Origin of the sequence: Kribbella alba, assembly GCF_039529635.1 — a bacterium.
Classification (GTDB): domain Bacteria; phylum Actinomycetota; class Actinomycetes; order Propionibacteriales; family Kribbellaceae; genus Kribbella; species Kribbella alba.
The window spans coordinates 151,385-169,521 of sequence record NZ_BAAANE010000009.1; the positions used below are offsets into that span (position 1 = coordinate 151,385).

18 protein-coding genes are annotated in these 18,137 nt (G+C 68.6%); 2 read left to right on the forward strand and 16 right to left on the reverse strand.

Translation table 11 applies throughout. The features are described 5' to 3' along the window. Positions 1-265: 265 nt before the first annotated feature. From ABD210_RS25465 to priA, 7 genes are all read right to left on the reverse strand, one after another. On the reverse strand, positions 266-754 hold the full coding sequence (locus ABD210_RS25465) for a MarR family winged helix-turn-helix transcriptional regulator (RefSeq protein ID WP_344115105.1): 489 nt from the start codon (positions 752-754) through the stop codon (positions 266-268). Positions 755-759: 5 nt separating this feature from the next. Beyond that, complete coding sequence (hisF, locus tag ABD210_RS25470) at positions 760-1,521, reverse strand: imidazole glycerol phosphate synthase subunit HisF (protein WP_344114622.1); 762 nt, start codon at positions 1,519-1,521, stop codon at positions 760-762. Positions 1,522-1,845: 324 nt separating this feature from the next. Further along, the gene (locus ABD210_RS25475) at positions 1,846-2,778 is read right to left on the reverse strand and encodes a lysophospholipid acyltransferase family protein (protein ID WP_344114623.1); all 933 of its coding nucleotides are present in this window, start codon (positions 2,776-2,778) and stop codon (positions 1,846-1,848) included. Then, positions 2,778-4,358: an NPN-dependent hydroxyacid isomerase, LarAH14/15/16 family gene (gene larAH / locus ABD210_RS25480; protein WP_344114624.1), complete on the reverse strand. Its 1,581-nt coding sequence runs from the start codon at positions 4,356-4,358 to the stop codon at positions 2,778-2,780. Before larAH ends, ABD210_RS25475 begins: the two co-directional genes overlap by 1 nt. A 51-nt stretch (positions 4,359-4,409) precedes the next feature. Continuing rightward, positions 4,410-5,606, reverse strand: coding sequence for a zinc-dependent alcohol dehydrogenase (locus tag ABD210_RS25485; protein WP_344114625.1), 1,197 nt, complete (start codon positions 5,604-5,606; stop codon positions 4,410-4,412). Next, a complete protein-coding gene (locus ABD210_RS25490) occupies positions 5,603-7,918 on the reverse strand; it encodes an HAD-IB family hydrolase (RefSeq protein WP_344114626.1) in 2,316 nt (771 codons plus the stop codon). Before ABD210_RS25490 ends, ABD210_RS25485 begins: the two co-directional genes overlap by 4 nt. Continuing rightward, positions 7,915-8,652, reverse strand: coding sequence for a bifunctional 1-(5-phosphoribosyl)-5-((5-phosphoribosylamino)methylideneamino)imidazole-4-carboxamide isomerase/phosphoribosylanthranilate isomerase PriA (gene priA / locus ABD210_RS25495; protein ID WP_344114627.1), 738 nt, complete (start codon positions 8,650-8,652; stop codon positions 7,915-7,917). The genes ABD210_RS25490 and priA overlap by 4 nt, the downstream gene beginning before the upstream one ends. 138 nt (positions 8,653-8,790) lie before the next feature. Between priA and ABD210_RS25500 the strand changes: the two genes are divergently transcribed. Beyond that, positions 8,791-9,900, forward strand: coding sequence for a cytochrome P450 (locus tag ABD210_RS25500; protein ID WP_344114628.1), 1,110 nt, complete (start codon positions 8,791-8,793; stop codon positions 9,898-9,900). Here ABD210_RS25500 and ABD210_RS25505 read toward each other — a convergent pair. The 7 genes from ABD210_RS25505 to ABD210_RS25535 form a co-directional block, all read right to left on the reverse strand. Beyond that, the gene (locus ABD210_RS25505; protein ID WP_344114629.1) at positions 9,897-10,655 is read right to left on the reverse strand and encodes a class I SAM-dependent methyltransferase; all 759 of its coding nucleotides are present in this window, start codon (positions 10,653-10,655) and stop codon (positions 9,897-9,899) included. The genes ABD210_RS25500 and ABD210_RS25505 overlap by 4 nt on opposite strands. 577 nt (positions 10,656-11,232) lie before the next feature. Then, complete coding sequence (locus ABD210_RS25510) at positions 11,233-12,996, reverse strand: proline--tRNA ligase (protein ID WP_344114630.1); 1,764 nt, start codon at positions 12,994-12,996, stop codon at positions 11,233-11,235. A gap of 155 nt (positions 12,997-13,151) precedes the next feature. Beyond that, entirely contained in the window at positions 13,152-13,523 is a 372-nt protein-coding gene (locus tag ABD210_RS25515; protein ID WP_344114631.1) for a DoxX family protein, read from the reverse strand. 37 nt (positions 13,524-13,560) lie between these two features. After that, on the reverse strand, positions 13,561-14,886 hold the full coding sequence (locus ABD210_RS25520) for a M14 family zinc carboxypeptidase (RefSeq protein WP_344114632.1): 1,326 nt from the start codon (positions 14,884-14,886) through the stop codon (positions 13,561-13,563). Positions 14,887-14,969: 83 nt separating this feature from the next. Further along, a complete protein-coding gene (locus tag ABD210_RS25525) occupies positions 14,970-15,794 on the reverse strand; it encodes a GNAT family N-acetyltransferase (RefSeq protein WP_344114633.1) in 825 nt (274 codons plus the stop codon). 180 nt (positions 15,795-15,974) lie between these two features. Beyond that, a complete protein-coding gene (locus ABD210_RS25530) occupies positions 15,975-16,637 on the reverse strand; it encodes a VOC family protein (protein ID WP_344114634.1) in 663 nt (220 codons plus the stop codon). Next, positions 16,634-16,798, reverse strand: coding sequence for a ribbon-helix-helix domain-containing protein (locus ABD210_RS25535; RefSeq protein WP_344114635.1), 165 nt, complete (start codon positions 16,796-16,798; stop codon positions 16,634-16,636). The genes ABD210_RS25530 and ABD210_RS25535 overlap by 4 nt, the downstream gene beginning before the upstream one ends. A 50-nt stretch (positions 16,799-16,848) precedes the next feature. Between ABD210_RS25535 and ABD210_RS25540 the strand changes: the two genes are divergently transcribed. Next, positions 16,849-17,223, forward strand: a complete 375-nt coding sequence (locus ABD210_RS25540; RefSeq protein WP_344114636.1) for a VOC family protein — start codon at positions 16,849-16,851, stop codon at positions 17,221-17,223. A gap of 129 nt (positions 17,224-17,352) precedes the next feature. Here the strand turns inward: ABD210_RS25540 and trxA are convergent, their stop codons facing one another. Together trxA and ABD210_RS25550 are read right to left on the reverse strand one after the other, a co-directional pair. Then, positions 17,353-17,688, reverse strand: coding sequence for a thioredoxin (trxA, locus tag ABD210_RS25545; RefSeq protein ID WP_344114637.1), 336 nt, complete (start codon positions 17,686-17,688; stop codon positions 17,353-17,355). After that, positions 17,685-18,053 carry a MerR family transcriptional regulator gene (locus ABD210_RS25550; protein WP_344114638.1) on the reverse strand — a complete coding sequence of 123 codons (369 nt, stop codon included), beginning with the start codon at positions 18,051-18,053 and terminating at the stop codon, positions 17,685-17,687. Before ABD210_RS25550 ends, trxA begins: the two co-directional genes overlap by 4 nt. Between the last annotated feature and the right edge of the window lie 84 nt (positions 18,054-18,137).

The window sequence follows — 18,137 nt, forward strand, 5'->3', positions numbered from 1 at the left end:
CCCGGCGGCGACGGCCGAGCCCCAGTTGGGTGTCCCCGTCAGCCTAAGGCCAGCGCGACGGGGGATTCCGATCCCGCGGGATCCTCGACGAAGGATCTCCGACCCGGGGAATCCGACAGAGGAACACGGGTCCTGGGAGTCTCGACGGAGGAGGGGCGTGGGCCCTGCGAATCTCGACGGAGGAGGGGCGTAGGCCCTGGCGAATCTCGACGGAGGAGGAAAACGGTCCCTGGGGAGTCTCGACGGAGGAGGGGCGTGGGCCTGGTCAGCGGGGGGCTGCGGGGTCTCCCCAGCTGAGGTCGGTGTTGAGGCGGGTCAGCAGCCGCGCCAGGTCGTTGAGGTCGGTGGTGTCCCAGCGGGCGAGGATCGCGCGGAACTCGGTCTGGCGTTGGGCTCGCATGGCGTCGAACCGGGCGGAGCCGGTGGCGGTCAGGCGGAGGAGGCGCGCTCGGCCGTCGTCGGGGTCGCCTACGCGCTCGATCAGGCCGAGGTTCTCCAGCTGGGCCAGGCCGCGGGAGACCGTCGACTTGTCCAGGCCGAGGGCCTGCGCAACGTCGGACGCGCGAACGCCCGCGCCACCGCCCGCAGTACCGACTTCGACCTGGGAGATCAGGGCGTAGCCGGCCGCGTCCATCTCCGGGTGCACTCGGCGCGCCAGCAGCATCGAGGCTGACCGGGCGCGGCGGAACAGGACGGAGAGTTCCTGCTCGACGTCCGCGAGCAGGTCGGCCTGGTCCGGGTGGTGGACCACCATGTCGCTCACCGGACCACTACGCCGGCGTCGCGCAGCGCCTTCTTCACGTCCGCTATCCGCAGATCGCCGAAGTGGAACACGCTCGCGGCCAGTACCGCGTCCGCGCCCGCCTCGACCGCGGGCGGGAAGTGCTCGGGCAGGCCCGCTCCCCCGCTGGCGATCAGCGGTACGTCGACCACAGCACGGACCGCGCGGATCAAGTCCAGGTCGAAACCCTGTTTGGTGCCGTCGGCATCCATCGAGTTCAGCAGGATCTCCCCCGCCCCGAGCTCGGCGCCACGGCGGGCCCACTCGATCGCGTCCAGGCCGGCGGAACGGCGACCGCCGTGCGTGGTCACCTCGAACCCGCTCGGCTGGTCCGCGGCCCGGCGTACATCGAGGGACAGCACGAGCACCTGGTTGCCGAACCGGTGGGCGATCTCCTCGATCACCGCGGGCCGCGCGATCGCGCCGGTGTTGATGCCGACCTTGTCCGCCCCGGCCCGCAGCAGCCGGTCCACGTCCGCCGCTTCCCGCACGCCACCACCGACCGTGAGCGGGATGAACACCTGCTCGGCCGTCCGCCCGACCACCTCGTACGTCGTCTCGCGGGATCCCGAGGACGCGGTGATATCGAGGAAGGTCAGCTCGTCGGCCCCCTCGGCGTCGTACAGCTTGGCCATCTCGACCGGGTCGCCGGCGTCGCGCAGGTCGACGAAGTTGACGCCCTTCACCACCCGGCCCGCATCGACGTCCAGGCAGGGGATCACTCGCACGGCAAGGCTCACCCGGAAAGGGTACCGAGCCAGTTCACACGATCAGGGCAACGCCCGCACCACGCGCCCGGCGAGCAGCGCCGCCGACGCCCGCGGCGTCCCCGCGGAGCTACAAGCAAACCGCCGGGGAGGCCGCGGCGTCCCGCGGAGCTTCAAGCAAACCGCCGGGGGGTTACCCACCGATATTGCGGGTTACCGCCTGAAATTCCGGGGTGGCAACCCACAACCTCAATGGGTAACCCCTCAGCGGAGCAGCCCGCCGAGGGTGGGAAGACGCCAGGCGCAGGGGCGAATCCTCGGGCCGCGCGGCGAGCGGCGGCCGGAGGACCGGGTCGGTCACTTCCAGGCGCGGCGTTTTCCTCCGGCTGGTTGGACGGGGGCGGTGGATTCCCAGACGCGGCGCCAGCGGGCGGCGTCGGGGCCGGACTGGGACGGCGAGGTGCCGGCGGCGACCCGGCGGCGGGCCTCCCACCAGGTGGTCGACTCCTCGTCGAGCAGCGCCGAGACGGCGGCCGAGATGCGGGGCGCGAAGTCGCGTGCGCTCTCCCCCTCGGCCGGGTACAGCGGGTCGCCGTACCGTACGGCGACCGTCGGGCGGCCCGGCACGGGCCAACCCCGACCGCGCGGCATCGCGGCGAACGACCCCTTGATGCCGACCGGGATGACCGGTACGCCGTGCTCCACGGCGAGGTAGGCCGCCCCCATCCGGAACCGCTCCATCCAGCCGTCGGGCGAGCGGGTGCCCTCCGGGAAAACGACCACGTTCCAGCCGTCGCCGAGCAGATCGCCCGGGGTGGCACTGAGCTTGCCGCCCCGACGCTCGATCGGGAACGTGTTGAACACGAGCGCCGAGGCCGTCGCGCGCCACCAGGTGTCGAAGAAGTAGTCGGCGGCGGCAGCCACCGCGGTCTTGCGGCGCATCGCGTCGGGCAGGGTGCAGAGCACGAGCGGCGTGTCCAGGTGGGACGAGTGGTTGGCCACGATCAGCGCCGGGCCGTGCACCTTGCCGAGCGAGTCGAGCCCGCTGACCTGCGGGTTCACCTCGAAGCGCAGTACGGAGTTGAGGGCGCCCTTCTGCAGCACCTCCCGCACGGCGATCGCGGCCGGCGTACGGGCCCACTTGGTCGGGAAGACCGAGGACTCCTTGGGGATCACGTACGGCTCGGCCGAGCGCGGCACCTGCGGACGGCGACCCCAGCGCCAGCCGCGCGCTACCACCTTCACGTCGCGTGCTGTGTCGCGGCTGAACTTCACCAGGTTGGTGCCCATCAGCGCACGTCCGCGAGCAGGTGCGGCGGGTTGTGCAGGTAGGTGATCGACGGCGAGCGGCCGACCGAGTGGCTCACCATCTCCAGCGCGTCCTGCAGGGTCGAGGCGGACCGGAAGCCCATCCGCTCGACCGTCTTGCGGTTCGCGCCGACCCAGACGATGTCGCCGCAGTGGTCCAGCGCGTGGCTGATCCAGTACCACATGTAGAACGGGTGCACGCCGTGGTACGCGTTCGAGGTCCGGTACAGGTGGATGTACCACGGGTCCTCGGCGTACTGCTTCTCGAACTTCGCCTCGATGGTGGCCGGGTCGGTCGACTCCGACAGCACCTCCTCGAAGAAGTCCACGTACGACGGGTGGTGCAACTGGCTGAACTCGTAGTCCACCGGGTGGTAGAGGATCACCGCGCCGTCCTTGCGGACCACGGGGTTGCCCCGGTAGGAGTTGAAGTAGTAGCCCAGGCCCATGCACGCGGCCAGGATCGGATTCATCACCGAGTTCACGTTGTAGGGGCCGACGAACGGCACGCCCATGATCGCGACGTCGGACTGACCCTGTACTTCGACCAGGTGCTGGCGGTGCACGTTCTCCAGCGTCTTGTCGTGCACCGGCTCGATCTTGCCGGCGTTGATCCCGGTCAGCCCGTAGTTCGAGCGGACGTCGGTGAAGATCTTGTGCCGCACCTTCGCCGGGGCCAGGTCGAGACCCCGCTTGGTCGCGAGCATCGAGGCCTGGTCCTTGATCGACCACTCCCACTCGCGCTTCTGCAGGAACTCCAGCGGGCCGCCGAAGATGTCGTTGTTCAGCGACGTCTCGATCTGGAAGACCTTGACGTGCTCGGTCAGCACCTCGCCCATCCGCCACGCCGACTCGTGCATCTTCGAGGCCTTGTGGTCCATGAAGGACCGCGAGTGGATCATCGTGTGGCTGTTGTGGTGGTGCTTCAGCGACTTGTACGACGCCAGCCCGATCGACGTCGACTTGTGACCGCCGTCCATCGCCACCAGGTTCACATTCACGTAGACCAGCAGGTCGGACTCGGCCGCCCGCTTGGAGATCTCGACATCCTCGCCGTGCCGGGTCTGGCCCAGGTGGGTCAGGTTGTCGCGGTCCTCGGCGTCGAAGTTGTAGAGCTTGCCGTCGGGGTAGAACGACCGGAACACCCGCTCGCCGACGATGTCGCGCAGCTCGTTCGGGGTGAGCCGGCGGTGCAGCGCGTTCGCGGAGATCAGCTCGACGTCGTCGACACCCGCGTCCGCTGCCATCGTCAGGACGGCCTCGATGATGCGCTGGCGGATGTCCGGCTTCTTCATCGGCGGCAACGGGATGGAGATGTCGTCGAACGCGATGGTCAGCCTCATCCCGGCGTACAGCAACTCGGGCAGCGGCTCGGACTCGAGCGGGTTCAGCAACGCGTTCTGGATCGCCTCCTCCACATCGCGCACCGCCGGCAGCGCCTCCGGCGGGTAGATCACCCGGGTGCCGAGCGGGAAACGCTCCAGCAGGAATCCCTCACCGTTGTGTACGAGCAGCGGCGGCGTCCGGTCGTCCACCTCAAGCACAAACCCTGGCCGAGACATGTCAGAACCTCTCTCGTCGTACGTGCTGTTGCTTGCGCCATGGCCCCGTCATCAGGAAGCCCTCACATCGAAGGCGACCTTGACGGTCCCCAGGCGGCCGGCGGACTGAGCGTGGTCAAGCGCCTCACGCCACCGGTAGAGCGGGTAGCGCGCCCCGACGATCCCGTCCAGCGGGGCCTTCGCGGCCATCTCCAGCGCGGTCTCGAAGGCCGGCCGATCGTTCGGCTCCTCCCGCGAGGACGCGTACGTGCCGGTCAGCTCCAGTTCACGGAACCACACCGGCGACAAGTCGGCACCCGTGGACGGCATACCCGACAGCACGACGCGACCACCGGCCTTCGTGACCCGCAGTACGGTGTCGATCGAGTCCTTGCTGCCGACCGCGTCCACCGCGACGTCGACGCCACCGAGCAGGAACTCGCGGCCGAGCTGCGGTTTCAGGCGGAACGCCCCGGTGGCCCGGCGTACGCCGCGGAAGACCTCGTCGGGAGCGACCACATCGCTCGCACCGAAGGCCCGCGCGAGTTCGCGCTGTTTGGCGTGCTTCGCGACCACGGTGATCCGGCCGGCCTGGGTCAACTCGCGCAAGGCGAGCGTGGCGAACAAGCCGACCGCTCCCGCGCCACTGACCAACACCGACTGACCGGGCTCGACCTTTGCCCGGAGAGCCGTGTGAACCGCGCACGCGAGCGGCTCGGTCAGCACAGCCCGCTCATCAGAAAGCCCATCCGGTACTGCGTACAGCTGGCTGCGGTGCGCGACCATCACGTTCCCCCAGCCGCCACCGGTGTCCTGGCAGAAGCCGGTCTGCAGGCCTGGCGCCACGTGGCCGACGGTGACCCGGTCGCAGCGGTTGGTGTTCCCGGACGCGCACCCGTGGCAGGGCTCGACACCACGGGCCGCGCAGGTGAGGACCGAGTCCATCACCACGCGGCTGCCCTTCGGCAGGTCCTCGCAGTCGTCGAGCAGTTCACCGACGATCTCGTGACCCGGCACGAACGGCATCGACACCATCGCGGAGAAGTACAGCTTCGTGTGGCCGGTGACCATGCCGAGGTCGGAGCCGCAGATGCCGGACAGGATCGGGCGGATCCGCGCCCAGCCGTCCTTGTCGGCCTTCGGCTCGTTGATGGTGACGAGTCGCAGCGGCGCCGCCGGACCGGTCAGGATGCCGGGGATCCGGCCGCCGACCGCCTTCGCCGCCAGGTACTTGGCCGGCGAGCGGTACATCTCGAGCGCGAGCATCATCGGGCGTTCACCCCGGGGATCTCCAGACGCGATGAGGTGGACGGGGTCTTCCAGTCGACGATCTGCCAGCGCGCGGCCCGGGCGGCCCGGAACAGCGACACGTCCGGTGAGACGGCGACGGGGTTGCCGACGGTCGTCAGCATCGGGAGGTCCGAGTGGCTGTCTGCGTAGGCGTATGACCTGGACAAATCGATCGACGTACCGCGGGCGCGGTGCTTGATCCAGGCGGCCCGGGACTCGCCGACCAGCGGTGGTCCGGTGAGGAAGCCGGTGCAGCGACCGCGATCGTCGACCGCGAGCTCGGCGGCCACGATCTCGTCGAACAAGGGCTCCAGCGGCCTGGTCAGCGGCCGGACGGCGCCGGTGATCAGGATCGTGCGATGCCCGGCCGCCTTGTGCTCGCGGATCCGCCGCACGGCAGCGCCGCTGAGGCGTTCCAGCACGTGCTCGGCGAGCACCTCGTCGACGATCCGGTTCAGCTCTTCGAGATCAGCGCCCTCGTAGCGGCGGTAGATCGTGCGCAGGAAGGTGCCGCGGTCCTTTCGCTCTGCCGCGATCAGCTTCGGCAGCTTGCGCAGCATCGCGCCGATCTCGCCGACCCGCTGGTGACTGTCGAGCTCCGGCAGCCGCATCCACAGGTAGGTCTCGATCACGTTCGACGACAGCAGCGTGCCGTCCATGTCGAACGCGGCGATGATCTCGGCGTCAGCGCCTGCGGTGGCAGGCTCGTCCAATTTCCTCAAGGTGCCCGCCGACTCGGCCAGCGCCTTGTTCCGCTTCTTCCGCACGACGTCCAGCCGGCGCAGCGAGTCCGTCACGCTCGGGCAGTGCACTTCCTGCAGGTAGTACTGCCAGTCCACGATCGCGGTGTCACACCAGAACTTCTCCCGGTCGTCACCCTCGAGTGCGTTGTGCAGTGCGAGCACGTTGTCGTCGATGAACTGGAGCTCGGCCTGCGCGTATTCGGCGTACAGGTCCATGTAGCGGCGGAGGAAGTCCAGCCGGCGCTTCTGCACGTCGAGTTCGCGAGCGTATCTCCGGGTGCGCTCGCTGCGCGGGACGTGCGTGATGATCGTGTCGGCGATCTTGTGGGCGCGTTCGCCGTGCCGGAGCAGGCTCTCCACGGTGTCCCCGCCGGGGAACTTCCACTGCGGCAGCCGGACGGCACCCCGCTCGCCCAGGTCGAAGGGGTGCTTGGAGAAGTACGCGCGCACACCGGCGTACAACTGCTCGAAGGTGAGCGGATTCCGCGCGCCGGAACTGACGTGGTAGTACTCCGGCTTCGACAGCTCGGGCTCGGTCGCCATCACCGCGCAGATCGCGCCGACGACGTGGTCGACCGGTACGATCTCGACCACCGAGTCGGGGCTGGCGGGGAACTCCGGCAGCTCACCACGGCCGTAGGCCAGGATCAGCGGCTCGGCCATCTTGAAGCCTTCGATCCAGCCGGCGTTCGGGCTCTGCAGCGCGGACTCGATGATCGCCGGGCGCACGATCGAGGTCGGCAGTTTGGCCGCGAACTCCTCGACCACCCGCTCGCCGAGCGCCTTGGTGAAGGTGTAGCAGTCGGTCCAGCCGAGGCTGCGGGCCCGCTCGGTGCCCGTCTCGACCAGCTTCTTCGCGACCCACTCGGTACGCCGGCGCTCGGTGTCGGCCGCCGCGGTCAGGTGACCGGCCCGGCGGTGCAACTTCTCAGCCTGCTTGCGGAACTTCACCAGCATCGCCGAACTGCGGGAGGCTTCCTCCACCCGCGCCTTCATCGCCATCCCGGCCTCGGCCTCGGCGCGCCAGTCGACGGTGTGCTCGACCGGGGCCTCGGGGATCGCGCCGCGGCGCCTGCCCGCGGTGTAGGCGGTGGAGATGTGGACGTAGTGGATCCGGCGTTCGGTCCCCGCGCGGCTTTCGTCGATCCGCTCGAGCAGGCTCTTGGTGCCGAGCACGTTGGTCGTGAACGCTTCGTGGATCGGCGGGTCGAAGCTGACGTCACCGGCGCAGTGCACGACGAGGTCGAGATCCTTCGGCAGTTCCGGCACGGCGGACAGGTCGCCCTCGACGACCTCGACCCGCGCGGCGCCCAGCGCCTCCGCGTCGGCGTAGGGGGTGCCCTCGCCGTGGAACGGGTTGAAGATGTCCTTGTTCAGCAACTGCGCCATCCGCGCGGTGCCGGTCAGCGAACCCTTCGGGCGGATGATCGCGACCACCGTGGTGTCGGGCAGTTCGCCGATGATCCGGTGCAGCAGAGCCTCACCGACGAAGCCGGTGACGCCGGTGACGAGGACCTTCTTGCCTGCCAGCTTGTCGGCAAGACTCACTTGTCGCCTCCACGGGTGAGTTCGAGCGCCTCGGTCAGGGTGAACGCCCCGGCGTACAGGGCCTTGCCGACGATGACGCCTTCGACGCCCTCGTCGACCAGGGTGCTGAGGGCACGCAGGTCGTCCAGGCTGGAGACACCACCCGAGGCGATGATCGGCTTGTCAGTGCGCGCGCACAAGTCGCGGTACAGGTCCAGGTTGGGCCCCTGGAGCATGCCGTCCTTGGTCACGTCGGTGACGACGTACCGCTCGCAGCCGGCCCGTTCGAGCCGCTCGAGCACCTCGTAGAGGTCGCCGCCTTCCTTGGTCCAGCCCCGCGCCGCGAGGGTGCGGCCGCGCACGTCGAGGCCGATCGCGACCCGGTCGCCGTACTGCTGCACGATCCGATCGCACCACTGGGGGTTCTCGAGCGCCGCGGTGCCGATGTTGACCCTGCGCGCACCCGTCGCCAGCGCCGCCTCGAGCGAGTCGTCGTCGCGGATGCCGCCGGACAGCTCGACCTGGACGTCGAGCTTGCCAGTCACCTCGGCGAGCAGTTCGCGGTTGCTGCCGCGCCCGAAGGCGGCATCGAGGTCGACGAGGTGGATCCAGTCCGCGCCGGCCTGCTGCCAGGCCATCGCGGCGGCCAGCGGGTCGCCGTACGAGGTCTCACTGCCGGCCTCACCCTGCACCAGCCGGACGGCCTGCCCATCCGCCACATCCACGGCAGGAAGCAGCACCAGGTTCTCAGACATGGCCCACACCCTAGATGCCCACAGTGCGAGATCCGTAACCCAGTCACCCGCTGAGTCGTTGGCAACGGATCTGTCGCAGCAATACCACCGGGCGCACTGGTCTTCAACCCCCCAACGCCCCGCTCTAGGCTTTGGGCGATGACCACCGTCGACGAGTTGACCACCGATCCCCATCCGGTTCTGGCGCGGATCCGTCCTGTCGGCTGGGTCGAGGCACTGGGTGGATGGGTGGTCAGCAGCCGCGAGCTGGCGATGCAGGTGATGCGCGATCCGGAGAGCTTCACCGTCGACGATCCCCGGTTCTCCACCGCCCAGGTGGTCGGGCCGTCCATGCTCTCGCTGGACCACTCCGCCCACGCCGCACACCGCGAGCCGTTCGAGCAGCCCTTCGGCCTGGCGCAGACTCGTTCGCGATTCACCGGGTTCGTCGAGGAGGAGACCCGGCGGCTGGTCTCTGCGCTGTCAGGTGGCGCCGCGGACCTACGGCGTGCCGTCGCCGGGCCGCTCTCGGTTGCCGTCGTCGCGTACTCGCTCGGGTTGCCGCCGACCTCGGCCGCGACCGTGCTGAAGTGGTACGAGGCGATCTCCGACTCCGTGACCGGGGTCTCCGCGGGCCGTCCTGTCACCGCCTCGGGAGCAGAGGCGTTCTCCCGGTTGCACGAACATGTTGCCGGAGGCATCGATGGCACCGACTCCCTGATCGCCGAGGCCCACGCGGGGCTCGGTACGGATGAGGTCGTCGCCAACGCCGCAGTACTGATGTTCGGCGGCATCGAGACCACCGAGGGCATGATCACCAACGCCCTCTGGCACCTGCTCACCAACCGTTCGGAGCTCGACCTCGTCCTCGCCGACCCGTCGTTGCTGCCGAACGCCCTCGAGGAGTCGCTGCGCCTCGAACCAGCCGCCGCGGTCGTCGATCGCTACGCCACCCGCGACGTTTCGCTTGGCGGTGCCGAGATCCGCGAGGGCGACCTGGTCACCGTGTCCCTGGCCGGCGCGGGCCGCGACCCGGCGGTCTTCCCCGACCCCGACCGCTACCACGTACGGCGCGCGAACGCCCGGCGCCACCTGGCCTTCGCGAGCGGTCCCCACATCTGCCTCGGCATGCACCTCGCCCGCCTCGAGGCCCTCACCGCTCTCACCGCGCTGCTACAACTGCCCGACCTCCGCCTGACCGCCGACTCTCCCCCGCCCCGCGGCCTGGTCTTCCGCAAACCCTCGGCGGTCAACGTGGTCTGGTCCTAACGGCGACGCAGAATCAGCAGGCCCGCCGGGAACGCCGGAACCACTCGCTCGGGATCAGCCGCGGCGTCCTGCTCGAACTGGGCGAAGCCGGCGTCGACCTCCTCCTCCGGGAGATGCTCGAAGGTCGAGATAGCCCGGAGTTTCAGCCGCTCGTATGTCGCTCGTAGTGTGCGCGGCTCTGTCACGTCCGCCCAGACCGGCTCCGGCTCGGCAACGAGCCCGGCCTGCTGCGCCAGCGTGCGGACCTGCCCGAGCGGTAGATACATCTCAGCGTCGACCCGGCGTGCGGACGGGAAGTACCGGTACCACCAGAGATCCGGCATGAAGTCGCGGAACTGCGTCCGGAGCAGCGCCACACCACCAGGCCGCAGCACCCGCCTGAGCTCGCGGAACGCCTGCAGTCGATCGACGAAGTGGTGGAACGACAGGAACAGCAGGGCCAGGTCGCACGACTCGTCCGGTAGTGGAATCGCCTCACCTGACCCTTCGAGGTAGGTCACGTCCGGGTGCGCCGCCGAGACGGTCGCGATCTCCCGCATCCGCGCGGAGGGTTCGACTCCGTAGACAGGCCCGCCGAAGGTGTCGGCGAGCGCCGGGGTGAACCGCCCGATCCCACACCCCAGGTCCAGCACCGCGAGCGGCCGATCCGCTGGTGCATGGCTTGCGAACTCCTCCATCCACTCGCCCAGACCCTCAGCCGTCAGCCGCCGTCCCTCGGCGTACACCCGATGCAGCCGCTCGTCGTAATCCACCATGCCAACAGACCCTAGACAGACCTCCTCCGGCTGCCAACGCGATTGATCAGCAGCCGCCAGGCCCGGGGGACTATCTAGCTCGCCCGGATCCGGTACACGTGTCGGGGGTCCGGACAGCACGTCGGGACCTCGGACACGAAATACCCTGACCCAGGTCCCCACGAGGTGTCCGAGGTCCCCAGATCTGGCCGGCCCTCCCGCGAACCGGCTCCACCAGCCCCGAGATCCGGCCCACCACCAACATCAGCCCAGCCGGCACAGCCGGAACCCGGCCGACACGACGTGGACTGGCCACGGGTGCCGGCCTTTTCGACCGATACCCCTTGCTCGGCCGCCAGCGGCCGAAGAACCCGCCGGCCGACCCCACCGCCCAGCAAAGCAACTCGTCCGCCCGGCGTGACCGCGGCTGCGTGGGACCCCACTGGGCGGGCGAGTGGTTACTCAGTCGTGGACCGGCGTCGCAGGAAATCGGTTGCCGGCGGCACGGATCCACGACTCGGCGAGACCACAGCCCGCCGATGCCGCAGATCTCCGCCCGGTGGTGCAGGAGGTGAGGCCTGCACCACAGCAGGACGGATTAGCCGCGGACGACTGAGACCAGGTGGTCGACGACCTCGGTGAGGGGGACGTCGGTGCGGGTGTTGGTGCGGCGGTCCTTGACCTCGATGACGCCGTCGGCGAGGCCCTTGCCCACTACGGCGATGGTGGGGACGCCGAGGAGTTCGGCATCCTTGAACTTCACGCCGGCGGTCACCTTCTCGCGGTCGTCGTAGAGCACGCTCAGGCCGCGGGACTCCAGTTCGGCCGCGATCTTGGCGGCGGCCTCGAACGGGGCAGAATCCTTGCCGGTGGCAACCAGGTGGACGTCGGCCGGGGAGATCTCGCGGGGCCAGATCAGGCCGAGCTCGTCGTGGTTGCCTTCGGCGATGGCGGCGACCGCACGGGTCACGCCCACGCCGTACGAGCCCATCGTGACGGTGACCAGCTTGCCGTTCTGGTCCAGCACCTTCAGGTCCAGGGCTTCGGCGTACTTCTTGCCCAGCTGGAAGATGTGCCCCATCTCGATACCGCGGGCGGACTCGAGCGGACCGGAACCATCCGGCGCCTCGTCACCATCGCGCACCTCGGCGGCCTGGATCGTGCCGTCGGCGGTGAAGTCGCGGCCGTGGACCAGGTTGATCACGTGGAAGCCGGCCTTGTCCGCGCCGGTCACCCAGGCCGAGCCCTCGGCGATGCGGGGGTCGAGCAGATACCGGATGCCGGAGGTGTTCTCGGATCCGAGCACGCCCGGACCGATGTAGCCCTTGGCCAGCGTCGGGTGCTTCGCGAAGTCGGCCTCCTCGAAGGCGACCACCTCGGCCGGTTCGACCTGGGCGCCGAGCCGCTTCTCGTCGATCGCGCGATCGCCGGGCACGCCGATCGCCAGCGGCTCGCGGGTGCCGTCGGGGTGGACCAGCATGACGAGCACGTTCTTCAGCGTGTCCGCCGCGGTCCACTCGCGACCGTCGGTCCGGGTGTGCTTGGCATTCAGCGCGTCAACCAGCGTCTCGATGGTCGGCGTGTCCGGCGTGTCCACCACCTCGGCGGCGGGCACGTTCGACGCGTCCACCGGCGCAGCCTGGGGAACCACCACGGCCTCGACGTTCGCGGCGTAGCCGCCCGGCGAGCGGACGAAAGTGTCCTCGCCGTTGTCAGCGATCGCGAGGAACTCCTCCGACGCCGAGCCGCCCATCGCGCCCGACATCGCCTTCACGATCACATAGTCGAACCCGAGCCGGTCGAAGATCTTGATGTACGCCTGCCGGTGCAGGTCGTACGACGCCTGCAGGCCGTCGGAGTCCACGTCGAAGGAGTAGGAGTCCTTCATCACGAACTCGCGCCCGCGCAGTACCCCGGCCCGCGGCCGCGCCTCGTCGCGGTACTTGTTCTGGATCTGGTAGATCGACAGCGGCAGATCCTTGTACGACGAGTACAGGTCCTTCACGACGAGGGTGAACATCTCCTCATGCGTCGGGCCGAGCAGCATGTCGGCACCCTTGCGGTCCTTCAACCGGAACAGGTTCGGCCCGTACTCCGTCCAGCGGCCGGTCGCCTCGTAGGGCTCGCGCGGCAGCAGCGCGGGGAAGACCAGCTCCTGCGCGCCGATCGCGTCCATCTCCTCGCGAACGATGTTCTCCACGTTGCGCAGCACCTTCAGCCCCAGCGGGAGCCAGGTGTAGATGCCGGGCGCGGTCCTGCGGATGTACCCGGCCCGGACGAGCAGCCGGTGGCTCGGGACCTCCGCGTCCGCCGGGTCCTCGCGAAGGGTGCGAAGGAACAGCGACGACATGCGCAGAATCACGACAATCTCCCAGCAGGACAGGTGAGGAACAACAGTTGACGACAAAGAGGATATCCGCCCTCGGACAGTGCTCTCACCACATTTCCACAGGCCCCGACGGCCAGGCCGCCCACCCCTCCCCCGCCATCAGGCCGGGACCACCCCTGTACTACGGGTCAGCCGGCCTCGCGGGATGCCTTCAGCGCGGCGCGGATGAGCGGGATCTGCAACGGCAGCCGGGCAAACCCGATCACCTTCGCCGGCGCAGACCCCCTGCGCTGCAGGTCCACCGCCATCTGCACGTTCGCCGGGAAGACCGCCGCGAGCAGCCCCGCGCTCAGCACACCGGCCGCTCGCCTCGTCCGCGGGTGGAGCAGCCCCGCGGCGCAGGCGAGCTCGGCGACACCGGAGACGTAGACGAGTGCCTTCTTCTTCGGCAACTGCCGCGGCACGATCCGCTCGAACGGCTCGGGCTTCACGAAGTGCAGGACACCCGTGACCCCGAACAACACCGCCAGACCGGTCGTGCTCCTACTCCGTCTGCTCATGGGGTGGGACTCTAGCGGGTCTGGTTACCGGCGAGTATCACGGAAGGGTCCGGTACGGAGCAGCCGCCGCCTTGGCGGCGTACAAGAAGGCAGCCTTGTTTTTCGGCCAGAAGATCGAGTCCATGCACGAATAGGCAGGGAAGAACCCGCCGCAAGTGCCCGAGTCCGGTCCGACCTCGAACGTGAACGACGGAACGCCGCGCGTGCCGTAGAGCCAGTCGTCGGTTGCACCGGGCGCGAAGTACCCGACTCCTCCGTCACCGGTCGACACCGGATAACCGTTGAGCGCGCCCATCTTCTTGCCAAGGGCAACCAATGCCACCTTGTCCGGCGCATCCGTGTTCGTGTAGCCGTACGGCGCGAGGATGTCGTTGCCGAAGCTGTGCAGGCTCAGGAAGACGCCCGTCGTATCGGCCGCGGCAGGCTGGTCGACGGCTCCCTTCGTGTCTCGGAAGATCTTGTCGAGCAGCCCCTGGATCGCCACCGTCTCCGGTTCCGAGACCGCCTTCGACCCCGGATAGGTCTCGTCGCAGGGCTGTCCCTCCTTCACATCCCACTGGAAGCTCGAGTTTCTGTTCAGGTCCACGCCGGCGTCCGTCGCCGGGCAGCCACCCGCGCTGCTGTCGACGTTCTTGCGCTGCATCACCGGCCGCGAGGGCTTACCGGCGACCACGTCCACCCCGTCCGGGTTCGCCATCGGGATCACCCAGAGCTCGCGGGTGTCGACGAGCGACGTGATCTCAGGATCCGTCCCGTACGACGAGACCAGCAGGTCGATCCATCGGTACGCGAGCTCCCCGGTGGAAAGCTCCCGCGCGTGGATCTGCGTGTGCAGGACGAACTTCGGCTTCTTTCCCGTGCTGTTCAACGCGCAGTCGCCGGTGGTGAGTTTGGTGATGCACAGCGCCTGGATGTCGTGACCACCCTGACCGTTGGTCTTCCTCCACGAATCACCGATGTCGTACAGCTTCACGAGATCAGGGTGTGCGGCTGCCACCGCGGAATTGTGCTGCTCGTGGCCGATCACCGTGTGGTAACCGCCGTAGAACGTCGTACCGGCCGGGTCGGCGGCGCGTGCGACGGGTTGGTAGACGTTGCCACTCTTGCCGAGCAGTACGCCCCGGGCGCGAAGCTTGTCGACTTCTGCCGGGGTTGCCACCACGGTCGGGCGTGAGCCGTGCCCGTGAGTGATGTCGTACCCGTCGCGCACCAGGTCCGCGACGGTGACACCAGCCGGCAGCTTCATCGTGTAGTACGCCGGTTCGACAGCTGGAGCCGGAGACGCCGAGCTGCCGGGGGCGAATCCGGCGACGGCAATCGCGACCGCGGTGAGGCCGGCCAATGACATGACAAGTCTTCGCATGAGGTTCCTTCCGCTGGGCGGGGCGGCGCTGCCTCAGCAAACCTCACCAACGGTCACCGGGCGATCACAGTGAGCGCTCAACCTCAGAACAGGATCGTCGCGAAGGTCTCGATCGTGCGGAACCCGACCCGCTCGTACGCCGCCCGGGCCGGCGTGTTGAAGGCATTCACGTACAGAGTCACCACCGGCGTGATCTGCCGGGCCAACTCCACCACGGCCGCCATACCGGGCGCCGCGAGGCCTTCACCGCGCCGCGACGGGTCGACCCAGACCCCCTGGATCTGGCAGACGCCCGTCCCGACCGACCCGATCTCGGCCTTGAAGACGACCTTGCCGTCCTCGATCCGCGCGAACGCCCGGTTGGCTCTGATCAGCTCGGCCACCCGTGAGCGGTAGAACGTCCCGTCCGGCCCGGTCTGCGGCGGCACCCCGACCTCTTCGGTGTACATCGCCACGCAGGCCGGATAGAGGATGGACAGCTCGACGGGCTCCACCGGGCGAACCAGCGGATCCGGCGCGATCGCCGGCGGCCCGTCGATCACCATGAACGGTTGCTCGGCGCGGACTTCACGCGCCGGCCCCCAGTGCGGTTCGAGGGCGGTCCAGAGCAGGTCGACGGCCCGGGCGGGACCGAGGATCTGGAAGCAGTTCCGCCCGCGCCGCAACGCGTACGCCGCGAAGGCCCGCAGCGCGGCCTCGTCCGCACCGACGGGGACCATGTTGCCGCCTGCGTGGCAGAGGGCCTCCAGTTCGCCCTTCTCGACGTAGCCCCAGACCTCAGCACCGCGGCGCGGATCGAGCCCGGAAGCCTGCACCAGACTGTCGACGAAGACGTTGATGACCGGGTCGCGGGCGATGACGGCCCTAGCCGCTGAAAGGTCGCGAGGACCCAGAACCCGTACGCCCACGGGCAGAACCTAGCGGATTGCGGCGCTTCAGGCCCGCAACGGGTCGTGCGCGGCCGCAATTCCCGGCCGAGCAGTTACTCCGACGCCACCTGCTGGCGGTACGAGATCGAGATGACGATCACCAGCACGTACGCCGAACTCCACGCCAGCAGGGCGATCACGGCCGGGCGGCAACCGCGGTCAAGACTCACCATGCACACGAACGGTCTGCCCGTCCGGATCGATGATGGTCAGGCCGGCGTCCACCTGCTCGGGTTGATAGCCGGCAGCCGTGAGCCGCTGAGCCACCTCAGCCATCGCCTCCGTAGTACCGAACTCCAGCCGTACTTCGAGCTCGGCAGCGGGTGGTCCGAAGCGCACGAGATCCGCGTTGTCGCCGCCAAGCAGTACCAAGACCTGCAGCCAGGCAGCCTGATCGCCGACGCTGAGCCGCGGTGTCACCTCCCACCGCGGATCCGGCTGCGCGTCGTGCAACTTGTAGCCGTAAAGATCCTTGCTGCGTTCGTCGACCCAGATCACCGTGTTCTCCGGCCCCACCACGGAGAACACGCGCCCGAAGGCCTCGTCGAAGACCGTAGCGCCCTCGTACCCCGCTGCCTCGAAGCGCTCCTTCAGTTCGTCGACGTCATCGGCCTCGAAGGCCAACCGCGTCTCACCGGACCTGCCACCGGTCGAACTGGTCGCCGAGTCGTGCAGCGCGACCATCCCGCGGCCCGCGACCATGTCGACCCAGCCGCCGCGCTCGGACTCGATCCGGGATCGCAGCCCCAGCGTCTCCAGGAACGCGCGCATCGCCGGTACGTCGGCGGTGAACCGCAGCGGACGGATAACGACCTCGTTCATCCTCGTGCCTCCCCATGCTCGTCCAGGTACTTCGTCAGGGCCTGCTCGACCAGAGTCGACAGGCTTGTCCCCTCGTCGATCGCCTTGTGCTTCACCCGGCGGATCAGGTCGGGTGGCAGATAGACGTTGAACTGCGCCTTCTTGGCAGCCTGCTCGGTCATGGCTATATTGCTAGCATCCTAGATAGCTATGAGTCAAAGGAGCTACCGCCATGAACCTGCGCTTCGACCACCTCTGCCTGCTCTCGGACACGACCGAGAAGAACCAGGAGCTGGCCGACTTCTTCTCCGGCGTACTCGGCCTTGAAGTCTCCGGCGACGCATCGCAGGGCTACGCAGAGGTCAAGGCCGGCGCGATCACGATCGCGCTGCACCGCGGCAGCATGATCGACGAGGTCACTCCGCACGGCGGGACGCTGCTGCAGTTCAGCAGCGACGACGTCCGCGCCGACATCGAGGAGATCCGCAGCCGGGGCGGCAACATCGTCCTCGAGCCGACCGACACCGACTGGGGAACCCTCTCGGCCTACGTCGCCGGCCCGCACAACATCCTGGTCGAGCTCTACAAGTTCACCTCAGCGCACTAGGTCGCTCCGCTCGCATCCGAAGAACCGCAGGGACGTCCCGCCACTTATGCGGATGCTTGGGCGTCGAAGTGACGGCTGCGGTAGCTGCCTACCTTGTGGCGGTTCCCGCAGCGCTGCATCGAGCGGCCGTCAGACGGCGGCGAGTAGCGCGTCGTCCAGTTCCTTGAGGAGCTTCGCCTTCGGGCGGGCGCCGACCACGGACCAGATCAGCTCGCCGCGGTGGAACAACATCAGTGTGGGAAGCGCCATCACGCGGTACCTGGACGAGATCGACGGATTCTCGTCCGAGTTCAGCTTCACCACGGTGAGCTGATCCCTCCGCTCCTCGGCGATCTGGGCGAGCACCGGGACGATCTGGTGGCACGGCGGGCACCACTGCGCCCAGAAGTCCACCAGCACCGGCTTGTCCGCGCCCAGCACCACCTCGTCGAAGCTCGCCTCGTCGACTACCTGTAGATCGCTCATCGTGTTCGTGTCCTCCAGCTCTCGGCATCGGTCAGGAGGTTGGTCAGCCGGGCCCGCAGATCGGTCAGTTCGGCGATCCGCCGGTCCACCTCGGCGATCCGGGCCCGGTACGCCGTCAGCGAGGCCGGGCAGACGTCCGCCCGGTCGTTGCCGGCGCGCAGGCACTCGATGAACGGATACGTCTGCTCCGCGGTCAGCCCGAGTGACAGCAACGCCTTCACCTCGCGGACCACGACGACGTCCTCGGTGCTGTAGATGCGGTACCCGTTCGCCTGTCTGCCTGGCTTCAGCAGACCCTGCGACTCGTAGTACCGCACCGCCTTGACCGTCACGCCGGCCTCGGCCGCCAGGTCGCTGATGTGCATCCCGCCTCCTCGTGTCCGACGCTAAACCCTGCCCCTGGGGTCAAGGTCAAGCCAGAATAGTCGGCATGCTCCTCGCAACCTGAG

What these genes read in the sequence shown, in the direction of transcription:
- ABD210_RS25520 (WP_344114632.1), bottom strand. Translation starts at nt 14,886, where the DNA reads ATGCGAAGACTTGTCATGTCATTGGCCGGCCTCACCGCGGTCGCGATT.
- ABD210_RS25515 (WP_344114631.1), bottom strand. Translation starts at nt 13,523, where the DNA reads ATGAGCAGACGGAGTAGGAGCACGACCGGTCTGGCGGTGTTGTTCGGG.
- ABD210_RS25465 (WP_344115105.1), bottom strand. Translation starts at nt 754, where the DNA reads ATGGTGGTCCACCACCCGGACCAGGCCGACCTGCTCGCGGACGTCGAG.
- ABD210_RS25535 (WP_344114635.1), bottom strand. Translation starts at nt 16,798, where the DNA reads ATGACCGAGCAGGCTGCCAAGAAGGCGCAGTTCAACGTCTATCTGCCA.
- larAH (WP_344114624.1), bottom strand. Translation starts at nt 4,358, where the DNA reads ATGTCTCGGCCAGGGTTTGTGCTTGAGGTGGACGACCGGACGCCGCCG.
- ABD210_RS25505 (WP_344114629.1), bottom strand. Translation starts at nt 10,655, where the DNA reads ATGGTGGATTACGACGAGCGGCTGCATCGGGTGTACGCCGAGGGACGG.
- trxA (WP_344114637.1), bottom strand. Translation starts at nt 17,688, where the DNA reads ATGAGCGATCTACAGGTAGTCGACGAGGCGAGCTTCGACGAGGTGGTG.
- ABD210_RS25550 (WP_344114638.1), bottom strand. Translation starts at nt 18,053, where the DNA reads ATGCACATCAGCGACCTGGCGGCCGAGGCCGGCGTGACGGTCAAGGCG.
- ABD210_RS25540 (WP_344114636.1), top strand. Translation starts at nt 16,849, where the DNA reads ATGAACCTGCGCTTCGACCACCTCTGCCTGCTCTCGGACACGACCGAG.
- priA (WP_344114627.1), bottom strand. Translation starts at nt 8,652, where the DNA reads ATGTCTGAGAACCTGGTGCTGCTTCCTGCCGTGGATGTGGCGGATGGG.
- ABD210_RS25485 (WP_344114625.1), bottom strand. Translation starts at nt 5,606, where the DNA reads ATGATGCTCGCGCTCGAGATGTACCGCTCGCCGGCCAAGTACCTGGCG.
- ABD210_RS25500 (WP_344114628.1), top strand. Translation starts at nt 8,791, where the DNA reads ATGACCACCGTCGACGAGTTGACCACCGATCCCCATCCGGTTCTGGCG.
- ABD210_RS25475 (WP_344114623.1), bottom strand. Translation starts at nt 2,778, where the DNA reads ATGGGCACCAACCTGGTGAAGTTCAGCCGCGACACAGCACGCGACGTG.
- ABD210_RS25530 (WP_344114634.1), bottom strand. Translation starts at nt 16,637, where the DNA reads ATGAACGAGGTCGTTATCCGTCCGCTGCGGTTCACCGCCGACGTACCG.